Origin of the sequence: Sulfitobacter marinus (assembly GCF_900116285.1) — a bacterium.
GTDB lineage: Bacteria > Pseudomonadota > Alphaproteobacteria > Rhodobacterales > Rhodobacteraceae > Sulfitobacter > Sulfitobacter marinus.
The window spans coordinates 633,907-647,642 of the sequence record NZ_FPAJ01000002.1 but is presented as its reverse complement, the minus strand read 5'-3'; the positions used below and the strand labels follow the sequence as shown (position 1 = coordinate 647,642).

At 58.1% G+C, this 13,736-nt stretch carries 15 protein-coding genes; 5 read left to right on the top strand and 10 right to left on the bottom strand.

Annotated elements, in window-relative coordinates:
- Window positions 1-20 precede the first annotated feature (20 nt).
- From BM347_RS08575 to tatA, 4 genes are read right to left on the bottom strand one after another with little or no spacing between them, the layout of a single operon-like run.
- On the bottom strand, window positions 21-860 hold the full coding sequence (locus BM347_RS08575; RefSeq protein ID WP_093915989.1) for an ATP-binding protein: 840 nt from the start codon (window positions 858-860) through the stop codon (window positions 21-23).
- Window positions 857-1,729, bottom strand: a complete 873-nt coding sequence (tatC, locus tag BM347_RS08570; RefSeq protein ID WP_093915988.1) for a twin-arginine translocase subunit TatC — start codon at window positions 1,727-1,729, stop codon at window positions 857-859. Before tatC ends, BM347_RS08575 begins: the two co-directional genes overlap by 4 nt.
- Complete coding sequence (gene tatB / locus BM347_RS08565) at window positions 1,726-2,328, bottom strand: Sec-independent protein translocase protein TatB (RefSeq protein ID WP_093915987.1); 603 nt, start codon at window positions 2,326-2,328, stop codon at window positions 1,726-1,728. The genes tatC and tatB overlap by 4 nt, the downstream gene beginning before the upstream one ends.
- Before the next feature lie 6 nt (window positions 2,329-2,334).
- Complete coding sequence (gene tatA / locus BM347_RS08560) at window positions 2,335-2,571, bottom strand: twin-arginine translocase TatA/TatE family subunit (RefSeq protein ID WP_093916123.1); 237 nt, start codon at window positions 2,569-2,571, stop codon at window positions 2,335-2,337.
- Window positions 2,572-2,782: 211 nt separating this feature from the next.
- On the opposite strand from tatA, the gene BM347_RS08555 reads away from it, so the two are divergent.
- On the top strand, window positions 2,783-3,457 hold the full coding sequence (locus tag BM347_RS08555) for a helix-turn-helix transcriptional regulator (RefSeq protein WP_093915986.1): 675 nt from the start codon (window positions 2,783-2,785) through the stop codon (window positions 3,455-3,457).
- Between the two features lie 8 nt (window positions 3,458-3,465).
- Here the strand turns inward: BM347_RS08555 and BM347_RS08550 are convergent, their stop codons facing one another.
- The 5 genes from BM347_RS08550 to BM347_RS08530 all read right to left on the bottom strand — a co-directional run bounded on the left by BM347_RS08550 (window position 3,466) and on the right by BM347_RS08530 (window position 7,610).
- Complete coding sequence (locus tag BM347_RS08550; protein ID WP_093915985.1) at window positions 3,466-3,828, bottom strand: Lin0512 family protein; 363 nt, start codon at window positions 3,826-3,828, stop codon at window positions 3,466-3,468.
- On the bottom strand, window positions 3,821-4,174 hold the full coding sequence (locus BM347_RS08545) for a Lin0512 family protein (RefSeq protein WP_093915984.1): 354 nt from the start codon (window positions 4,172-4,174) through the stop codon (window positions 3,821-3,823). The genes BM347_RS08550 and BM347_RS08545 overlap by 8 nt, the downstream gene beginning before the upstream one ends.
- Window positions 4,175-4,184: 10 nt before the next feature.
- The gene (locus tag BM347_RS08540) at window positions 4,185-5,270 is read right to left on the bottom strand and encodes an ABC transporter ATP-binding protein (RefSeq protein ID WP_093915983.1); all 1,086 of its coding nucleotides are present in this window, start codon (window positions 5,268-5,270) and stop codon (window positions 4,185-4,187) included.
- A gap of 42 nt (window positions 5,271-5,312) precedes the next feature.
- Window positions 5,313-6,671, bottom strand: coding sequence for an SLC5/6 family protein (locus BM347_RS08535; protein ID WP_093915982.1), 1,359 nt, complete (start codon window positions 6,669-6,671; stop codon window positions 5,313-5,315).
- Window positions 6,672-6,830: 159 nt separating this feature from the next.
- Window positions 6,831-7,610: an SDR family oxidoreductase gene (locus BM347_RS08530; RefSeq protein WP_093915981.1), complete on the bottom strand. Its 780-nt coding sequence runs from the start codon at window positions 7,608-7,610 to the stop codon at window positions 6,831-6,833.
- A gap of 174 nt (window positions 7,611-7,784) precedes the next feature.
- On the opposite strand from BM347_RS08530, the gene BM347_RS08525 reads away from it, so the two are divergent.
- Window positions 7,785-8,798: a Hint domain-containing protein gene (locus BM347_RS08525; protein WP_093915980.1), complete on the top strand. Its 1,014-nt coding sequence runs from the start codon at window positions 7,785-7,787 to the stop codon at window positions 8,796-8,798.
- An 8-nt stretch (window positions 8,799-8,806) separates the two neighbouring features.
- Here the strand turns inward: BM347_RS08525 and BM347_RS08520 are convergent, their stop codons facing one another.
- Window positions 8,807-9,166 (bottom strand): nuclear transport factor 2 family protein, encoded by a 360-nt coding sequence (locus BM347_RS08520; RefSeq protein ID WP_093915979.1) that lies wholly within the window; start codon window positions 9,164-9,166, stop codon window positions 8,807-8,809.
- A 128-nt stretch (window positions 9,167-9,294) separates the two neighbouring features.
- On the opposite strand from BM347_RS08520, the gene BM347_RS08515 reads away from it, so the two are divergent.
- The 3 genes from BM347_RS08515 to BM347_RS08505 all read left to right on the top strand — a co-directional run bounded on the left by BM347_RS08515 (window position 9,295) and on the right by BM347_RS08505 (window position 13,610).
- Window positions 9,295-10,914 (top strand): peptide chain release factor 3, encoded by a 1,620-nt coding sequence (locus tag BM347_RS08515; RefSeq protein ID WP_093915978.1) that lies wholly within the window; start codon window positions 9,295-9,297, stop codon window positions 10,912-10,914.
- Between the two features lie 42 nt (window positions 10,915-10,956).
- Window positions 10,957-11,901 (top strand): glycosyltransferase family 2 protein, encoded by a 945-nt coding sequence (locus BM347_RS08510; RefSeq protein ID WP_093915977.1) that lies wholly within the window; start codon window positions 10,957-10,959, stop codon window positions 11,899-11,901.
- 137 nt (window positions 11,902-12,038) lie between these two features.
- Entirely contained in the window at window positions 12,039-13,610 is a 1,572-nt protein-coding gene (locus BM347_RS08505) for a DEAD/DEAH box helicase (RefSeq protein WP_093915976.1), read from the top strand.
- Window positions 13,611-13,736: the final 126 nt, after the last annotated feature.

Here is a 13,736-nt window from a genome sequence, read left to right as displayed (position 1 = left end):
AGCCCCTAACGCAGACATGGTTACAGCGTCACGCCGCGACGGCCCGCCAGATCAACGAAATACTGCCAAGCCACCCTGCCCGACCGCGACCCGCGTGTCGCCTGCCATTCGATGGCCTCGGCCTGCAGCGTCGCCGGATCAATATCGACCTCATGCGCATCGCAATAGCCCTGGATCATCTCTAGATACTGCTGCTGGTCGCAGGCATGAAAGCCCAGCCACAGGCCGAACCGGTCTGACAGCGAAACCTTTTCCTCGACCGCTTCGGCTGGATTGATCGCGGAACCGCGTTCGTTTTCGATCATGTCGCGTGGCATCAAATGACGGCGGTTCGACGTGGCATAGAGCACTACGTTATCAGGCCGCCCCTCGATCCCACCATCCAACACCGCCTTGAGCGACTTGTACTGCGCATCATCATTGCCAAAGCTCAGATCGTCACAGAACAGAATAAACCGGTGCGGCGCATCGCGCAGATGGGCCAGCAAACGCCCCACCGAAGGCAGGTCCTCGCGCTGCAATTCGACAATGCGCAACGCGCTATGCGTCGCCTGAACATGGGCATGTACCGCTTTGACAAGGCTGGATTTCCCCATACCTCGCGCGCCCCATAGCAACGCGTTATTGGCAGGTAAACCAGCGGCGAATTGTGCGGTATTGGCCAACAAGGTATCGCGCGCGCGATCGACGCCCACCAGCAAGTCCAGATCAATCTTGCTGACCTTTGGCACAGGCACCAATTGATCCGGTCCGGTCTGCCAGACAAAAGCCCCGGCCCCGTCAAAGTCGGGGGCCTCCAGCGGCGCAGGAGATATCCTCTCAAGCGCCGCTGCAATGCGATCTAACGGGTCATCGATCACTTGTCGTCGTCCTCGTCGAATTCCGCAAACATGGGGTCTTCGTCATCGTAATAACCCTCGGCGCGCAGCTTGGCCTCGCGCTGCCGTTCGACACGGCGCACCAGCATGATCGACACTTCGTAAAGCCCATAGACCACCACGAATAAAATGACCTGCGTAATTACATCCGGCGGCGTCACCAAAGCGGCCAGTACCAAGATGCCAACAACCGCATATTTGCGCACATTACCAAGGCCTTCGGAACTTACCAATCCGGCCTTGCCCATCAGTGTCAGCAACACAGGCAGCTGGAAACACAGGCCAAATGCCACGATGAATTTGATCGTCAGGCTAAGGTATTCCTGCGCAGACCCCTGAAAGGCAATCGCGGCAATACCCTGACCGTCAGGCCCCGTATCCCCCACCAAGGTGCCCGCTTGCTGGAACCCCAGGAAGAAATCGAACGCCAGCGGTGTGACCACATAAAACGCAAAGGCCGCGCCCAAGAAAAACATCAACGGGCTGGAAATGAGGAAGGGCAGAAACGCGCCCTTTTCATTTTTATACAGCCCCGGTGCCACAAACCGCCACAGCTGATAGCTGATATAGGGGAAACCCAAAACCAGACCGCCCAAAAGCGAGATCGAAATCGCGACAAAGAAGCCTTCCTGCAGCTTGATCAGGATCAGCCCGCAATCCTCTTGGCCGCGCTCGGCCATGGCCGAACACAGCGGATGGGTCAGGAAGTTAAATATCGGATTCCAAACGGTAAAACAGATCACCATCCCGATGATAAACGCGATCACCGAATGGATTAGCCGCGTGCGCAACTCTGCCAGATGCTCGATCAGCGGGGCGGCGCTGTCGTCTATATCGTCCGAAGCAGTCATGTATCACTCTTTTTTGCCGCTGGCTTTTTGGCCGCGGGTTTCTTGGCTGCCGGCTTTTTCGCCGCCGCAGCTTTGGGGGCAGCAGCCTTCTTGGCAGGCGCTTTTTTCGCCGCTGCCGGTTTCGCTGCCGCTTTCTTGGCTGGAGCCTTCTTGGCCGCAGGCTTGGCCAGCTTCGACACTTCTGCATCCGCTGCCGCCAAGGCCTCTTTGGCCTCGCGCTGCTTACGCTCTGCAATGGTGCGGTCGCGCACGGCCTGCATCTTTTTGGCGTCTTCTGCGCGCTTGGCCGCCAATTTGCCGGTCTCGCTGTCGGGGTCGATGTTGGTCAGGGATTTAGTCGCCGATTTGACCTCGTCCATTGCGGTGCCCAACGGATTTGTTGCCGCCTTAAGCGACTTGTTCAACCCCGATGACATCTCACGCATGCCGGTATCGTCTGCGGCGTCATTCATGGCACTGCTAAACTCGCGCGCCATGCCTTTGGCTTTGCCGACAAACTGGCCCACCTTGCGAAACAAGACAGGCAGGTCCTTGGGCCCCACCACGATCAAGGCCACGACGCCAACGACCAATAACTCCGACCACCCCATATCAAACATGGCAGGTTATACCTTGTCCTTGTCGGTCTTGATCTCAGTCACAGCGGCCGCATCATCAGACAGCTCAGCAGTGTCATCGCTGGCGTTCTTGATGTCTTCCTCACCTTCGTTAATGCCCTTCTTAAAGCTGGTGATGCCTTTGCCAACTTCACCCATCAGGCTGGAAATCTTGCCGCGTCCAAACAGGACCAGCACAACAACAGCGATCAACAGAAGGCCAGGAAGGCCGATATTATTAAGCATAGTTTTCTCCACATCCAAAACAGGCGGACGCACCATAAGCGTCCAAATCCCATTCTGTTTAGGCGCGACCGGGGCCGGCTTGAAGTGGGAAACACTGCTCAACTCTGCGAATTGCGCCTGTTTCAAGCCTCTGGGCGTAGCGCACGCCAACAACTGACAGTTTTTTGGCAGTTATCTTGGCCACACCGCAGTTTTATGCCACAAAGTCCCCATGAACCGTTCCGACCGCCTTTTTGCCCTGCTCACCACATTGAGCGATTATGCCCTGCACCGGGCCGAGGATCTGGCGGAGGCGCAAGGCGTGTCACTGCGCACGCTCTACCGCGACATCGGGCGGTTGCAATCCTCAGGCGTGCCTGTGAACGGAACCCGCGGCGCGGGCTACCGGCTTACCCGTGCCACGACGCTACCCCCACTCACTCTGACCGATCCGGAGATCGAGGCCTTGCAGCTTGCCCTCGCCATTGTGCTGGAAACCACCGACCCTGCCCTGAAATCCGCAGCCACGTCGCTGACGGCCAAGATCGACGCCAGCCTTCCGCTGGAAGCCACGCCACCAACCAGCGATTGGCAGCAGATCGAACACCCCTTTGCCAACGCCGCCCGTGGTATGGGCCACCTGCCGATCCTGCGCGCCGCCATCCGTGCCCGTCAAAAGCTCAAGATCGTTTACAATAGCCCCGGCGCGACCCTCCGCAGCCTGATCCTGCACCCGGCGTCCCTGCAACACCACGCCCGCAGTTGGATTCTAAAAGGGTGGGACGAAAGCCAAAACATCGACGTCGCCCTGCGTTTGGACCTCATCGAACATGCGGAGCCACTGCCGGAACTGTTTACCCCACAGGGTCAAATTCCAAATGGCATAAAATCCTCGCCGAAGGCATAGAATCTCTTTTACGACGGATCCCGCAAACGCCAACCATCCTGTTTGGGCAAAAACGCCTCGACGCTGGCCTGCGCGACGACGATCACCTCATCCCCGCTGGGCACGTTCAAACCGCCGAAAACGGTCCTCACCTGCGCACGACCGCGCGGCAGTTTGGCCGCCAGCGCATCGATATCCACCTGATCGGGGTCCTGCACCGCGACCGTGACCTGCACCCGCATTGCATCATGGGGCAGATCCAGCACACCAAACAGTGGCAATGAGGAATGGCGCAAGGCGTCTTCAATCGCGCGGGCGCAGGCTTTGGTGTAATCCATGCCATGCAGATCGTTGCCCATGCCCATCTCGATGATAATGCGTTGTTCAGACATCGGCGCGCTCCATGTCAAAGGACACGGACAGCGCCACATTCGCCATGATCGTCGGGTTGCCGTCGCCGTCAGGGCGCGGCACATCCAAGCCGCCGCGTTGCACATTCACAGTGACATCGCCGTAAGGAAACACCGCGCGCAGCACATCTGCGTCAACCTGATCCGGCTGCTGCACCCCCACATCCAGCCTGATTTTCATCGCGGATTTATCAAAGCCGAACAGCTCGGCCAGATTGATCGAGTTATGCCAAAGCGCATCGCGCACCGCCCGTTCAGCCGCTTGCGTATAATCGGCACGGCGCAGGGACGATCCCATACCGAATTCCACCATCAGTGTTTGCGTCATGGGAGCCCTTTCAGCTTGCTGGAAATACGAAACAGCGGTCGCGCCGGACCGTCAACCACATCACCGACCCCGGTTGCGGCAAAAACACGTTGGGCACGGTCGCGCGCAGGGTGCTGCCGTCATAATCCATCACGAATTCAACAAGGCTTTCGTTGCCCATAAACCGCGCCCGTGCGACCACCGCCCGTGCAGCCGTGCCATCGGTCGCCGTGGGCAATGGCCCCTTGCCTGCCCGGTCGAAATCGATCCGCACATGTTGTGGGCGAAATACGATGTCCACTTTGGTGCCGTCCGGGATACCCGGAGCCAGAAAGCGCCCGAAAGGTGTTTGGGCCAGCGCGCCTGATACTTCTGCCCGCAACACATTCGCATCCGAAAAAAACGCCACCGCAGCCCGGTCAATTGGCCGCGTATAAACATTATAGGGCGCGCCTTGCTGGACGATCTTGCCGTCGCGCATCAGGGCGATTTCGTCCGCCATGCGCATCGCTTCTTCAGGCTCATGGGTAACCAGCAAAACTGCGGTCCCCTCTTCCTTGAGGATACCCAGCGTTTCATCACGGATGTCATCGCGCAGACGGTTATCAAGCCCGGAAAACGGCTCGTCCATCAGCATAATTTTAGGGCGCGGTGCCAAGGCGCGGGCAAGCGCCACACGCTGCTGTTCGCCGCCCGACAACTGATGCGGATAGCCGTCGATAAACCGCAGCAGATCCACCCGCTCCAGCAATTCTTCGATCCGCGCGCGGCGCTCGGCTTTGGTGCCGGTTTTCAGGCCAAATCCGACATTGCCAGCAACAGTAAGATGCGGAAACAGGGCAAAGTCCTGAAACATCAGGCCAATTTCGCGCCGCTCTGGCGGGACGCGAAACACGGTGTCGCAAATCAGCTTGCCATCCACATGGATCGTGCCGCTATCTTGCATCTCAACGCCGGCAATCATCCGCAAGGTGGTCGATTTCCCACACCCCGACGGCCCCAAAAGGCAGGTCACTTGGCCGGGCATGATTTTCAGGCTGACGTCGTCCACAACAGGGCGCCCGCCATAGCTACGCTTGAGGTTTTTGATTTCAAGCCGAGGCTGAACTTCCGTCATGGGCTGCTGTCTTATCCGATCAATCCGCTCGGAAAACCGCTATCAGCCCCGCCGCGCGCCCGCAAGCACCGCTGCAAAGCCTGCGACCAAAACGACCACACAGATGGCCAGCAATTGTTCGTATTTGTGACCCTCTGGCAAGATCGCGGCGAACAGGGTCCAGCCCCGCCCGAAATAGGCAAACGCCCCCAACATCGCCGCACCAAAGGCCCCGAAATAAGACCAGCCCGCAATCTGCCGCCCCATCACCAGCCCCACGATGAGCACAGGCGTCAGAAACATTGACGCGGTGCCAGACACGGCCACGGCATCAAACAGCGTCGCATTCCCCCACAAGGTCAGCGCAGCACCCGCGATCATAAAGACCACCATGACCATGCGCCCACCATTCAGGCTGCGCGGGACCAGCTTCAACTCTTCGACCACCAGCCGTGCGGCTGATGCCAGCGCGGAATCCAACGTGCTAAGTGCTGAGACCAGCAATGAAATCATCAGCGCGCCAAAGACCCAAGCCGGGAACATCTTGCCCCAAGTGCCGATTAATTCGCCCTCGTATTCGACCCCGACAAGGCTGGCCTGAATGCCGAAAAAGCCAAAGCCGATAATGCAGAGTGTCGATATCCAGAAGGCATGCAGGAAAGAACGGCGTGTTGTGTCCCGGTCCGCGATGAAACCACGATCCATCATCACAGGGTCATGCGCGGGATAGGAGAAAACCTGCAACAACGCCACCGCCAGCAATACCCAACCATTATAGCTGCCTGCCGTGCCGGGTGCCGTGACTACCGCGCCCAGATCGAAACCGGGGCTGGCGACCAAAAAAACAAAGGCCACGCCAAAGACGACCAGAAACACCAGCATCTGCAACACGTCCGTGCGCAGCGCCGCAGACAGGCCACCCCAAGCGGAATAGACAAGGCCCATAAGGGCGACGATCAGGATCGCGGTCGTGCCACTGCCTGCCAATACGGCATTAAAAATCAGCCCGACGACCAGCAGGTTGGCAAAGACTTCGGACAAGAGGCGCAGCGCGATGACCAGATTATAGCAGCCATTGCCAGCCGCCCCAAACCGCGCGCCAAGCCAGTCTTGCACCGACATTGACCCGTTTTCGCGCAGACGGCCCACGATAAAGCCGCCTGTCAGAAATGATCCGTAATAGGCGGCATAGGCCAAGGTGCCCGCGATGCCGTAGTAATATCCCAAAATCGCCGCGTTCATCAGCGAACGGGCAAAAATCCATGTGGTGACCTGGCTTAGCACCAATGTCCAAAGCCCCGGCGCATGGCCCGCCGACGTCACCCCGCCAAAGAACCCTTCGATTGAAACACGGCGCGGTGCGACCAACAGGCTGGCCACAACGATGACGCCAAAAACGGCGATGAAGATTACGGGGACCATTGTGGGATACCTTTGATTAAATTCTTTGCAGAAAAACCTAGCCGAGCCGCCGCCCCCACGCCATCTGGTCACATCTGGCCTGTCGCAATTGTGATCGCCTGTAGCAATTGCCGGTTGAGCGGCAGCGGCACCCAGAGAGCCCCGCTGCCGACAAAGGTTTTACATCGTCAGATTGGTCGCGCCGCCATCCAGCAGCAGATTCTGCCCTACGATGAAACCCGCATGTTGCGAACAAAGAAAGGCACAGGCCGCTCCGAACTCCCCGCGTGTGCCATAGCGTCCAGCAGGGATGCCTTGCGCCCGCTCGCTGCGTGCTTCCTCCAGCGTGATGCCCTTTTGCTTGACGACAGCACCGTCCAGCGCATCAGCGCGGTCTGTGGCGTGAATACCGGGCAACAGGTTGTTAATGGTCACGCCCTTGCCCGCCACCTGACGCGAGGTGCCCGCGACATATCCGGTCAGACCGGTGCGTGCAGAGTTGCTCAGCCCCAGAACGCCAATTGGCGCGCGCACGGATTGCGAGGTAATGTTCACCACACGGCCCCAGCCCCGGTCCATCATGGCGGGCACCAGCGCTTTGATCATCGCGATGGGGGTCAACATGTTCGCATCCAGCGCCTTGATGAAATCGTCACGATCCCAGTCTTGCCACATGCCAGGGGGCGGGCCGCCTGCGTTATTGACCAGAATGTCGATCTGCCCTGCGCCGTCCAGCACCAGCTTTTGCCCGTCTTCGGTGGCAATATCAGCGACAATGGTCGTGACCTCTACCCCGTAATCCTGCCTGATCCGCTCGGCTGCCGCTTGCAGCGCGTCACCGCCGCGGGCGTTCATCACCAGATCAACACCTGCTTCGGCCAATGCCTCTGCGCAACCCAGTCCCAGCCCTTTGGACGATGCGCATACCAATGCACGTTTGCCTTTGATTCCCAAATCCATCTTGTGTCCCTCCTGATATCAGATTGCTCGTATCATTTTTAACGCGGCCAGCACCAGCAAAGTTCACATGCGGAATGCCAGCAAAAGACCACGCACTTGACCCGTTGCCGCCACAATCATATTGCAAAGTGGATTTTAGGCACATTAACGTCACACAAAAGGCATGATTTAGCAATGAGACCCATTAGGCCAGCCCCGCCACAAAGCGTTCCGGTTTACCGGGCAACGCATCTTGTCGCGACCGATGGTGCCAATATGGGGGATGCAATCTCCTTTGCCTCGGAACTGTTGCTGGATGATGTCTACGAGCTGACCTACGGGTCTAAACCTCAACGGCTGTCGATGCTGACGACTGCCACACAAAGCTTTGAAGTTGCACCCGATACCGAGGCTGGTACCGCTGGCGCGCGGCTGCATCTGGATTGCGCCCTGACCTTCATGACACCGGACGGGCAAACGACGGACGCGATTGTTCTGGTCGAGGTAGATGAAAGCAATCACGCCGCCGAAATCTATATACTTCCATTCAGCGCTCTATCTTCTCAGGTTGAATACCGGCTTGTTGGTATTGATACAGTTACCGCACATAAGAAATTCGCGCAGGTCGCCTGTGTTTCGTTCACCCGTGGCACCCATATTACGATGGCGTCCGGCGAACAGCGCCCCATCGAAGAGTTACAGGTCGGCGACCGTGTTTTGACCCGCGACGACGGGATCAAATCGGTGCGCTGGATCAGCCAAAGCACAGTGCGCGCCGTGGGCGAATTCGCCCCGATCTTTATCGCCGCCGGAACCCTGAATAACACCAACGATCTGATCGTCAGCCCCGATCACCGCCTGTTCATTTATCAGCGCGAAGACAGCATCGGCGCGGGCCGTTCCGAACTTCTGGTCAAGGCGCGCCATCTGGTGAACGGCTATAGTGTGCGCGTGCAGGATGGCGGGTTCGTGGATTATTTCCAACTGCTGTTTGACGGGCACCAGATCATCTATGCCGAAGGGATCGCGGCAGAATCCATGCTGGTCGACAGCCGAACCAAAGCAGTCCTACCGCAAGAATTATCAGACGCCTTGGGCGACCTGATCCCCGGCCATACGGACCGCCGCCATGACGGGCTGGACGTCAGCGAACCCCTGCTGAACCGTCCCGACGCGGCAGAGCTATTGCGCAAGGCCAGCATGCGCTAAGCGATCTGTTAGCCAAAAAACTCCTCTCGGACGATCTTGCCACCCGCGACATGATAAATCGCGACTTCTTTCATCTCCATGCTTTGCCCGCTTTCCTTGTCGCGCGCCGCCACATCAAAAATTACTGCGAAACGATCATCGCCATGTAGCATCGGGTCGCTGACCTCTTGGCGAGTGACTTCCATCGCGTTGTCCCACCAGGCGTGTTTGCCCTTAATCCCGTCCAAACCTTTGGTTTCGCGCCCATTTCCATAGTCCGCCCCCTCGACTGAAACCGCATCGGGCGCATATAGCTTGTCCAGGTTTTCAACCTCGCGGCCGGTGCGGCAGCCCTCAACCAGCGCGTCTGCGAGTTCTTTCAGGTCCATTTCTAACTCTCCCTATCTGTCATGGGCGTTTGGTTTACATCAATTCCCTAAAACCCCATAGACAATTGTCTCCCGCCCTGCGGAGCGCACTCTTGCGCGTATCTATGGGCATGGATATATGCCAATCCATGTTAGATACCCCCTCAAACCGCCCCGCATTGCCCGCCGAAATCGCACGGCGCCGCACATTCGCGATCATCTCGCACCCCGATGCGGGCAAAACCACGTTGACGGAAAAATTTCTGTTGTTTGGCGGGGCGATCCAGATGGCCGGTCAGGTCCGCGCCAAGGGCGAAGCACGCCGCACGCGGTCGGATTTCATGGCGATGGAGAAAGACCGGGGTATTTCGGTTTCCGCATCGGCCATGTCGTTTGATTTCATGACCAAAGACACGAATTTCCGGTTCAACCTCGTCGATACGCCCGGTCACTCGGACTTTTCCGAAGACACCTACCGCACATTGACAGCTGTGGACGCCGCCGTGATGGTGATCGACGGCGCGAAGGGCGTGGAAAGCCAGACGCAAAAGCTGTTCGAGGTCTGCCGCATGCGCGACCTTCCTATCCTCACGTTTTGTAACAAGATGGACCGCGAAAGCCGCGATGTGTTCGAGATCATCGACGAAATTCAGCAAAACCTTGCCATTGACGTGACCCCGGCCAGCTGGCCCATTGGCGTCGGCCGCGATTTCATCGGATGCTATGACATCCTGCGCGACCGGCTGGAATTGATGGACCGTGCCGACCGCAATAAAGTGTCTGAAAGCATCGCCATTGAAGGGTTGGACGACCCGAAACTGGCCGAACATGTGCCCGCCGATCTGCTGGAAAAGCTGCGCGAAGACCTTGAAATGGTGCGTGAATTGATGCCACCGCTGGACGCCGAATTGATGGCCGAAGGATCGCTGACCCCGATCTGGTTTGGCTCCGCGATCAACTCCTTTGGCGTCAAGGAACTGATGAACGGCATCGCCACCTACGGCCCCGAGCCACAGATCCAAAAGGCCGAGCCACGCGAAATCCTGCCCGAAGAACCCAAGGTTTCCGGCTTTGTTTTCAAGGTCCAAGCCAACATGGACCCCAAACACCGCGACCGCGTTGCCTTTGTCCGCCTTGCCTCGGGCCATTTCACCCGCGGCATGAAACTGACCCATGTGCGGTCCAAAAAATCGATGGCCGTCACCAACCCTGTGATGTTCCTTGCCGCTGACCGCGAACTGGCCGAGGAGGCCTGGGCTGGCGACATCATCGGCATCCCCAACCACGGCCAATTGCGCATCGGCGACACCCTGACCGAGGGCGAGGCGATCCGCGTGACCGGCATCCCGTCCTTTGCACCCGAACTGCTGCAAGGCGTGCGTGCGGGCGACCCGATGAAATCCAAACATCTGGAAAAGGCGCTGATGCAATTTGCCGAAGAAGGCGCGGCCAAGGTGTTCAAACCCTCCATCGGGTCGGGCTTTGTTGTGGGCGTGGTAGGGCAATTGCAGTTCGAGGTTCTCGCCAGCCGGATCGAATTGGAATACGGTCTGCCCGTGCGGTTCGAACAGTCGCAATTCACCTCGGCACGCTGGGTCAATGGCGACCGCCAAGCCGTTGATAAATTTATCGAAGCCAACAAACAGCATATCGCCCATGACCATGACGGCGACGTCGTTTACTTGACGCGCCTGCAGTGGGATATCGACCGCGTTGACCGTGATTATCCCGACGTGCGCCTGACCGCGACCAAGGAAATGATGGTCTAGCTTTGGCTTGCCAGCAGCGCTCAGACGCCGCAAACTCGCCCCATGACTGACGTGACATGGGGCATCGCCTCAACCATTCTTGCGCCCACGCGCGACATTTTGCAGTTCGCCGCTTATCACCTGTCAGCAGGCGCGCACCGCATTTATATCTATCTTGATGCCCCGAACCCGGAAGCATTTGATTATCTGAATGCACATCCCAAAATCCGCGTGATCACCTGCGATGACAAATACTGGAAGCAACGCAAGCGAGACCGTCCAGACATGCACCAAGTGCGCCAGACTGCCAACGCCACCCATGCCTATAACAAAAGGGCCGAGGTGGACTGGATGATCCATATGGATGTGGATGAATTTCTGGTCGCGGACCGCCCTATCGCGCAGATTTTGGCCAAGCGCCCCACCCATCCCCCCGCCACACGCATCCGCCCGATGGAGCAGCTGTCGGGCAGCACGTCCGCGTTCAAAGCATTCATTCCAAGCGGCCCCGACCGCGCCCGAATTACGGCCGAGCTATATCCGACCTATGGCAAGCAAATCAAAGGCGGGTTTCTGAGTCACCTTGCCGGTAAGGTTTTTGTGCGCATGGGCCTGCCAAAAATACACGTCCGTATCCACAACGTGTTTCAGGACGGCGAAAAGCTGGCCTGCCATGACCGCCAAGACGGGATAGATCTGGCCCATCTCCATGCAAAAACATGGGAGGACTGGATCGCCGCCTATCGCTACCGCGTGACCAAGGGCAGCTACCGCCCCGAGCTGGCCCCCAACAAGCCCCATGAAAAAGGCGGCCTGTCAATGCATGAGCTGTTCATGCAGATCGAAAGCGAGACTGGAGAACCCGGCCTGAGGGCGTTTTTTGACGAGGTTTGCGCCGACAACCCAGGCTTGCGAAAACGCTTGGCAGATCGTGGATTTCTACGTGAGGTAGAGATGGGCCTCTCGGCACATGTTAACCAGCATTTCCCTAATTACACAGGCGTTTAGCGCAGCCATTTGACCTGCTGCAGAGTCTTTGTTAATGGGTTCACAACATGTCGCGGAGTCCCTCCGCCCCTTGGGCCATGCGGGCCGACATGAATGCTGCCGCGGGCCGAGATTTTGTCCGCTACCATCGGACACACATGACAAAATTTACTGATCTGAATCTCAATCCAAAAGTACTCAAAGCTATCCAAGAGGCCGGTTACGAAAGCCCGACGCCGATCCAGGCGGGCGCGATCCCCCCCGCCCTAGAAGGCAAGGACGTGCTGGGAATCGCCCAAACCGGCACCGGCAAAACAGCCAGCTTTACCCTGCCCATGATTACAATGCTTGCCCGTGGCCGCGCCCGTGCGCGCATGCCGCGCAGCCTGGTTTTGTGCCCCACGCGGGAATTGGCCGCACAGGTTGCCGAAAACTTTGACACCTACACAAAGCACCTGAAACTGACCAAGGCGCTGCTGATTGGCGGCGTATCCTTTGGTGAGCAGGACAAGCTGATCGACAAAGGCGTTGATGTTCTTATCGCAACCCCCGGCCGCTTGATCGACCATTTTGAGCGCGGCAAGCTGATCTTGTCCGACGTCAAGATTATGGTGATCGACGAGGCAGACCGGATGCTGGATATGGGGTTCATCCCCGATATCGAACGCATCTTCCAGATGACGCCGTTCACACGGCAAACGCTGTTCTTCTCGGCCACGATGGCCCCCGAGATCGAGCGTATTACGAACACCTTCCTGTCGAACCCTACACGTGTCGAAGTAGCACGTCAGGCCACCACAGGCGAGAATATCGAACAAGGTGTGTTGATGCTGACCGCCTCGCGCAAGGATCGCGAAGCAACGGAAAAACGGAATGTTCTGCGTGCGTTGATCGATGCAGAAGGTGATAAGTGCACCAACGCGATCATCTTTTGCAACCGCAAGATGGACGTGGACACGGTCGCCAAGTCGCTGAAAAAACACGGCTATGACGCGGCACCGATCCACGGCGATCTGGACCAGAGCCAACGCACCAAAACTCTTGAAGGTTTCCGTAATGGCGATCTGCGGTTTCTCGTGGCGTCAGATGTCGCCGCGCGCGGCCTTGATGTGCCGTCGGTCAGCCACGTCTATAACTTTGACGTGCCATCCCATGCCGAAGACTATGTGCACCGTATCGGCCGCACCGGTCGTGCTGGCCGTGATGGCAAGGCAATCATGATCTGCGTTCCGCGCGATGAAAAGAACCTTGCCGATGTCGAACGTCTGGTTCAACGCGAGATCCCGCGCATCGAAAACCCGCTGGGCAACAAGGCCCCAGCCAAATCGGCCACTGATGACGCTGGCAAGTCCGACAAGCCAGCGGTCCAAGACGCAACGCAAGACGACGCCACCAAGACAGAAAAGCCCAAGCGCACGCGGAGCCGCAGCCGTAAGAAGCCCGAGGCGGCGAAGGTTGAGACCGAAACCGTCACAGCGGACTCGCCAGAAGCCGACACAGCACCAGAGGTAAAGGCCGAACAGCAGCCAGAACCAAAAGCGGTGAAGTCAGATGAGAAGCGGCAAGATGACAAACCCCAGCACGACAAGCAGCAAAACCGTCGTGGCGGGCGCGGTAACAACCGCAACGAAAACCGCAATCAGAACAACCGCAACGACAACAAAGTCGTTGGTTTGGGCGAACACACCCCTGAATTTATCGGCCTCAGCTTTGCGGAACGCCGCGACTAAACACCGGTAGAGGCTCAAGAAAACGGGCGCGAGGGAAACCTTGCGCCCGTTTTCGTTTAGGCGGTTCGTTTATCAGGCCCCGAGAAACAAAAACGCCGCGCAAATCAATTGATCCACGCGGCGCAA

Excerpts from the sequence above, each read along its gene's own strand:
- tatC (WP_093915988.1), bottom strand. The coding sequence starts at position 1,729 with ATGACTGCTTCGGACGATATAGACGACAGCGCCGCCCCGCTGATCGAG.
- tatB (WP_093915987.1), bottom strand. The coding sequence starts at position 2,328 with ATGTTTGATATGGGGTGGTCGGAGTTATTGGTCGTTGGCGTCGTGGCC.
- tatA (WP_093916123.1), bottom strand. The coding sequence starts at position 2,571 with ATGCTTAATAATATCGGCCTTCCTGGCCTTCTGTTGATCGCTGTTGTT.
- BM347_RS08555 (WP_093915986.1), top strand. The coding sequence starts at position 2,783 with ATGAACCGTTCCGACCGCCTTTTTGCCCTGCTCACCACATTGAGCGAT.
- BM347_RS08550 (WP_093915985.1), bottom strand. The coding sequence starts at position 3,828 with ATGTCTGAACAACGCATTATCATCGAGATGGGCATGGGCAACGATCTG.
- BM347_RS08545 (WP_093915984.1), bottom strand. The coding sequence starts at position 4,174 with ATGACGCAAACACTGATGGTGGAATTCGGTATGGGATCGTCCCTGCGC.
- BM347_RS08540 (WP_093915983.1), bottom strand. The coding sequence starts at position 5,270 with ATGACGGAAGTTCAGCCTCGGCTTGAAATCAAAAACCTCAAGCGTAGC.
- BM347_RS08535 (WP_093915982.1), bottom strand. The coding sequence starts at position 6,671 with ATGGTCCCCGTAATCTTCATCGCCGTTTTTGGCGTCATCGTTGTGGCC.
- BM347_RS08530 (WP_093915981.1), bottom strand. The coding sequence starts at position 7,610 with ATGGATTTGGGAATCAAAGGCAAACGTGCATTGGTATGCGCATCGTCC.
- BM347_RS08525 (WP_093915980.1), top strand. The coding sequence starts at position 7,785 with ATGAGACCCATTAGGCCAGCCCCGCCACAAAGCGTTCCGGTTTACCGG.
- BM347_RS08520 (WP_093915979.1), bottom strand. The coding sequence starts at position 9,166 with ATGGACCTGAAAGAACTCGCAGACGCGCTGGTTGAGGGCTGCCGCACC.
- BM347_RS08515 (WP_093915978.1), top strand. The coding sequence starts at position 9,295 with ATGTTAGATACCCCCTCAAACCGCCCCGCATTGCCCGCCGAAATCGCA.
- BM347_RS08510 (WP_093915977.1), top strand. The coding sequence starts at position 10,957 with ATGACTGACGTGACATGGGGCATCGCCTCAACCATTCTTGCGCCCACG.
- BM347_RS08505 (WP_093915976.1), top strand. The coding sequence starts at position 12,039 with ATGACAAAATTTACTGATCTGAATCTCAATCCAAAAGTACTCAAAGCT.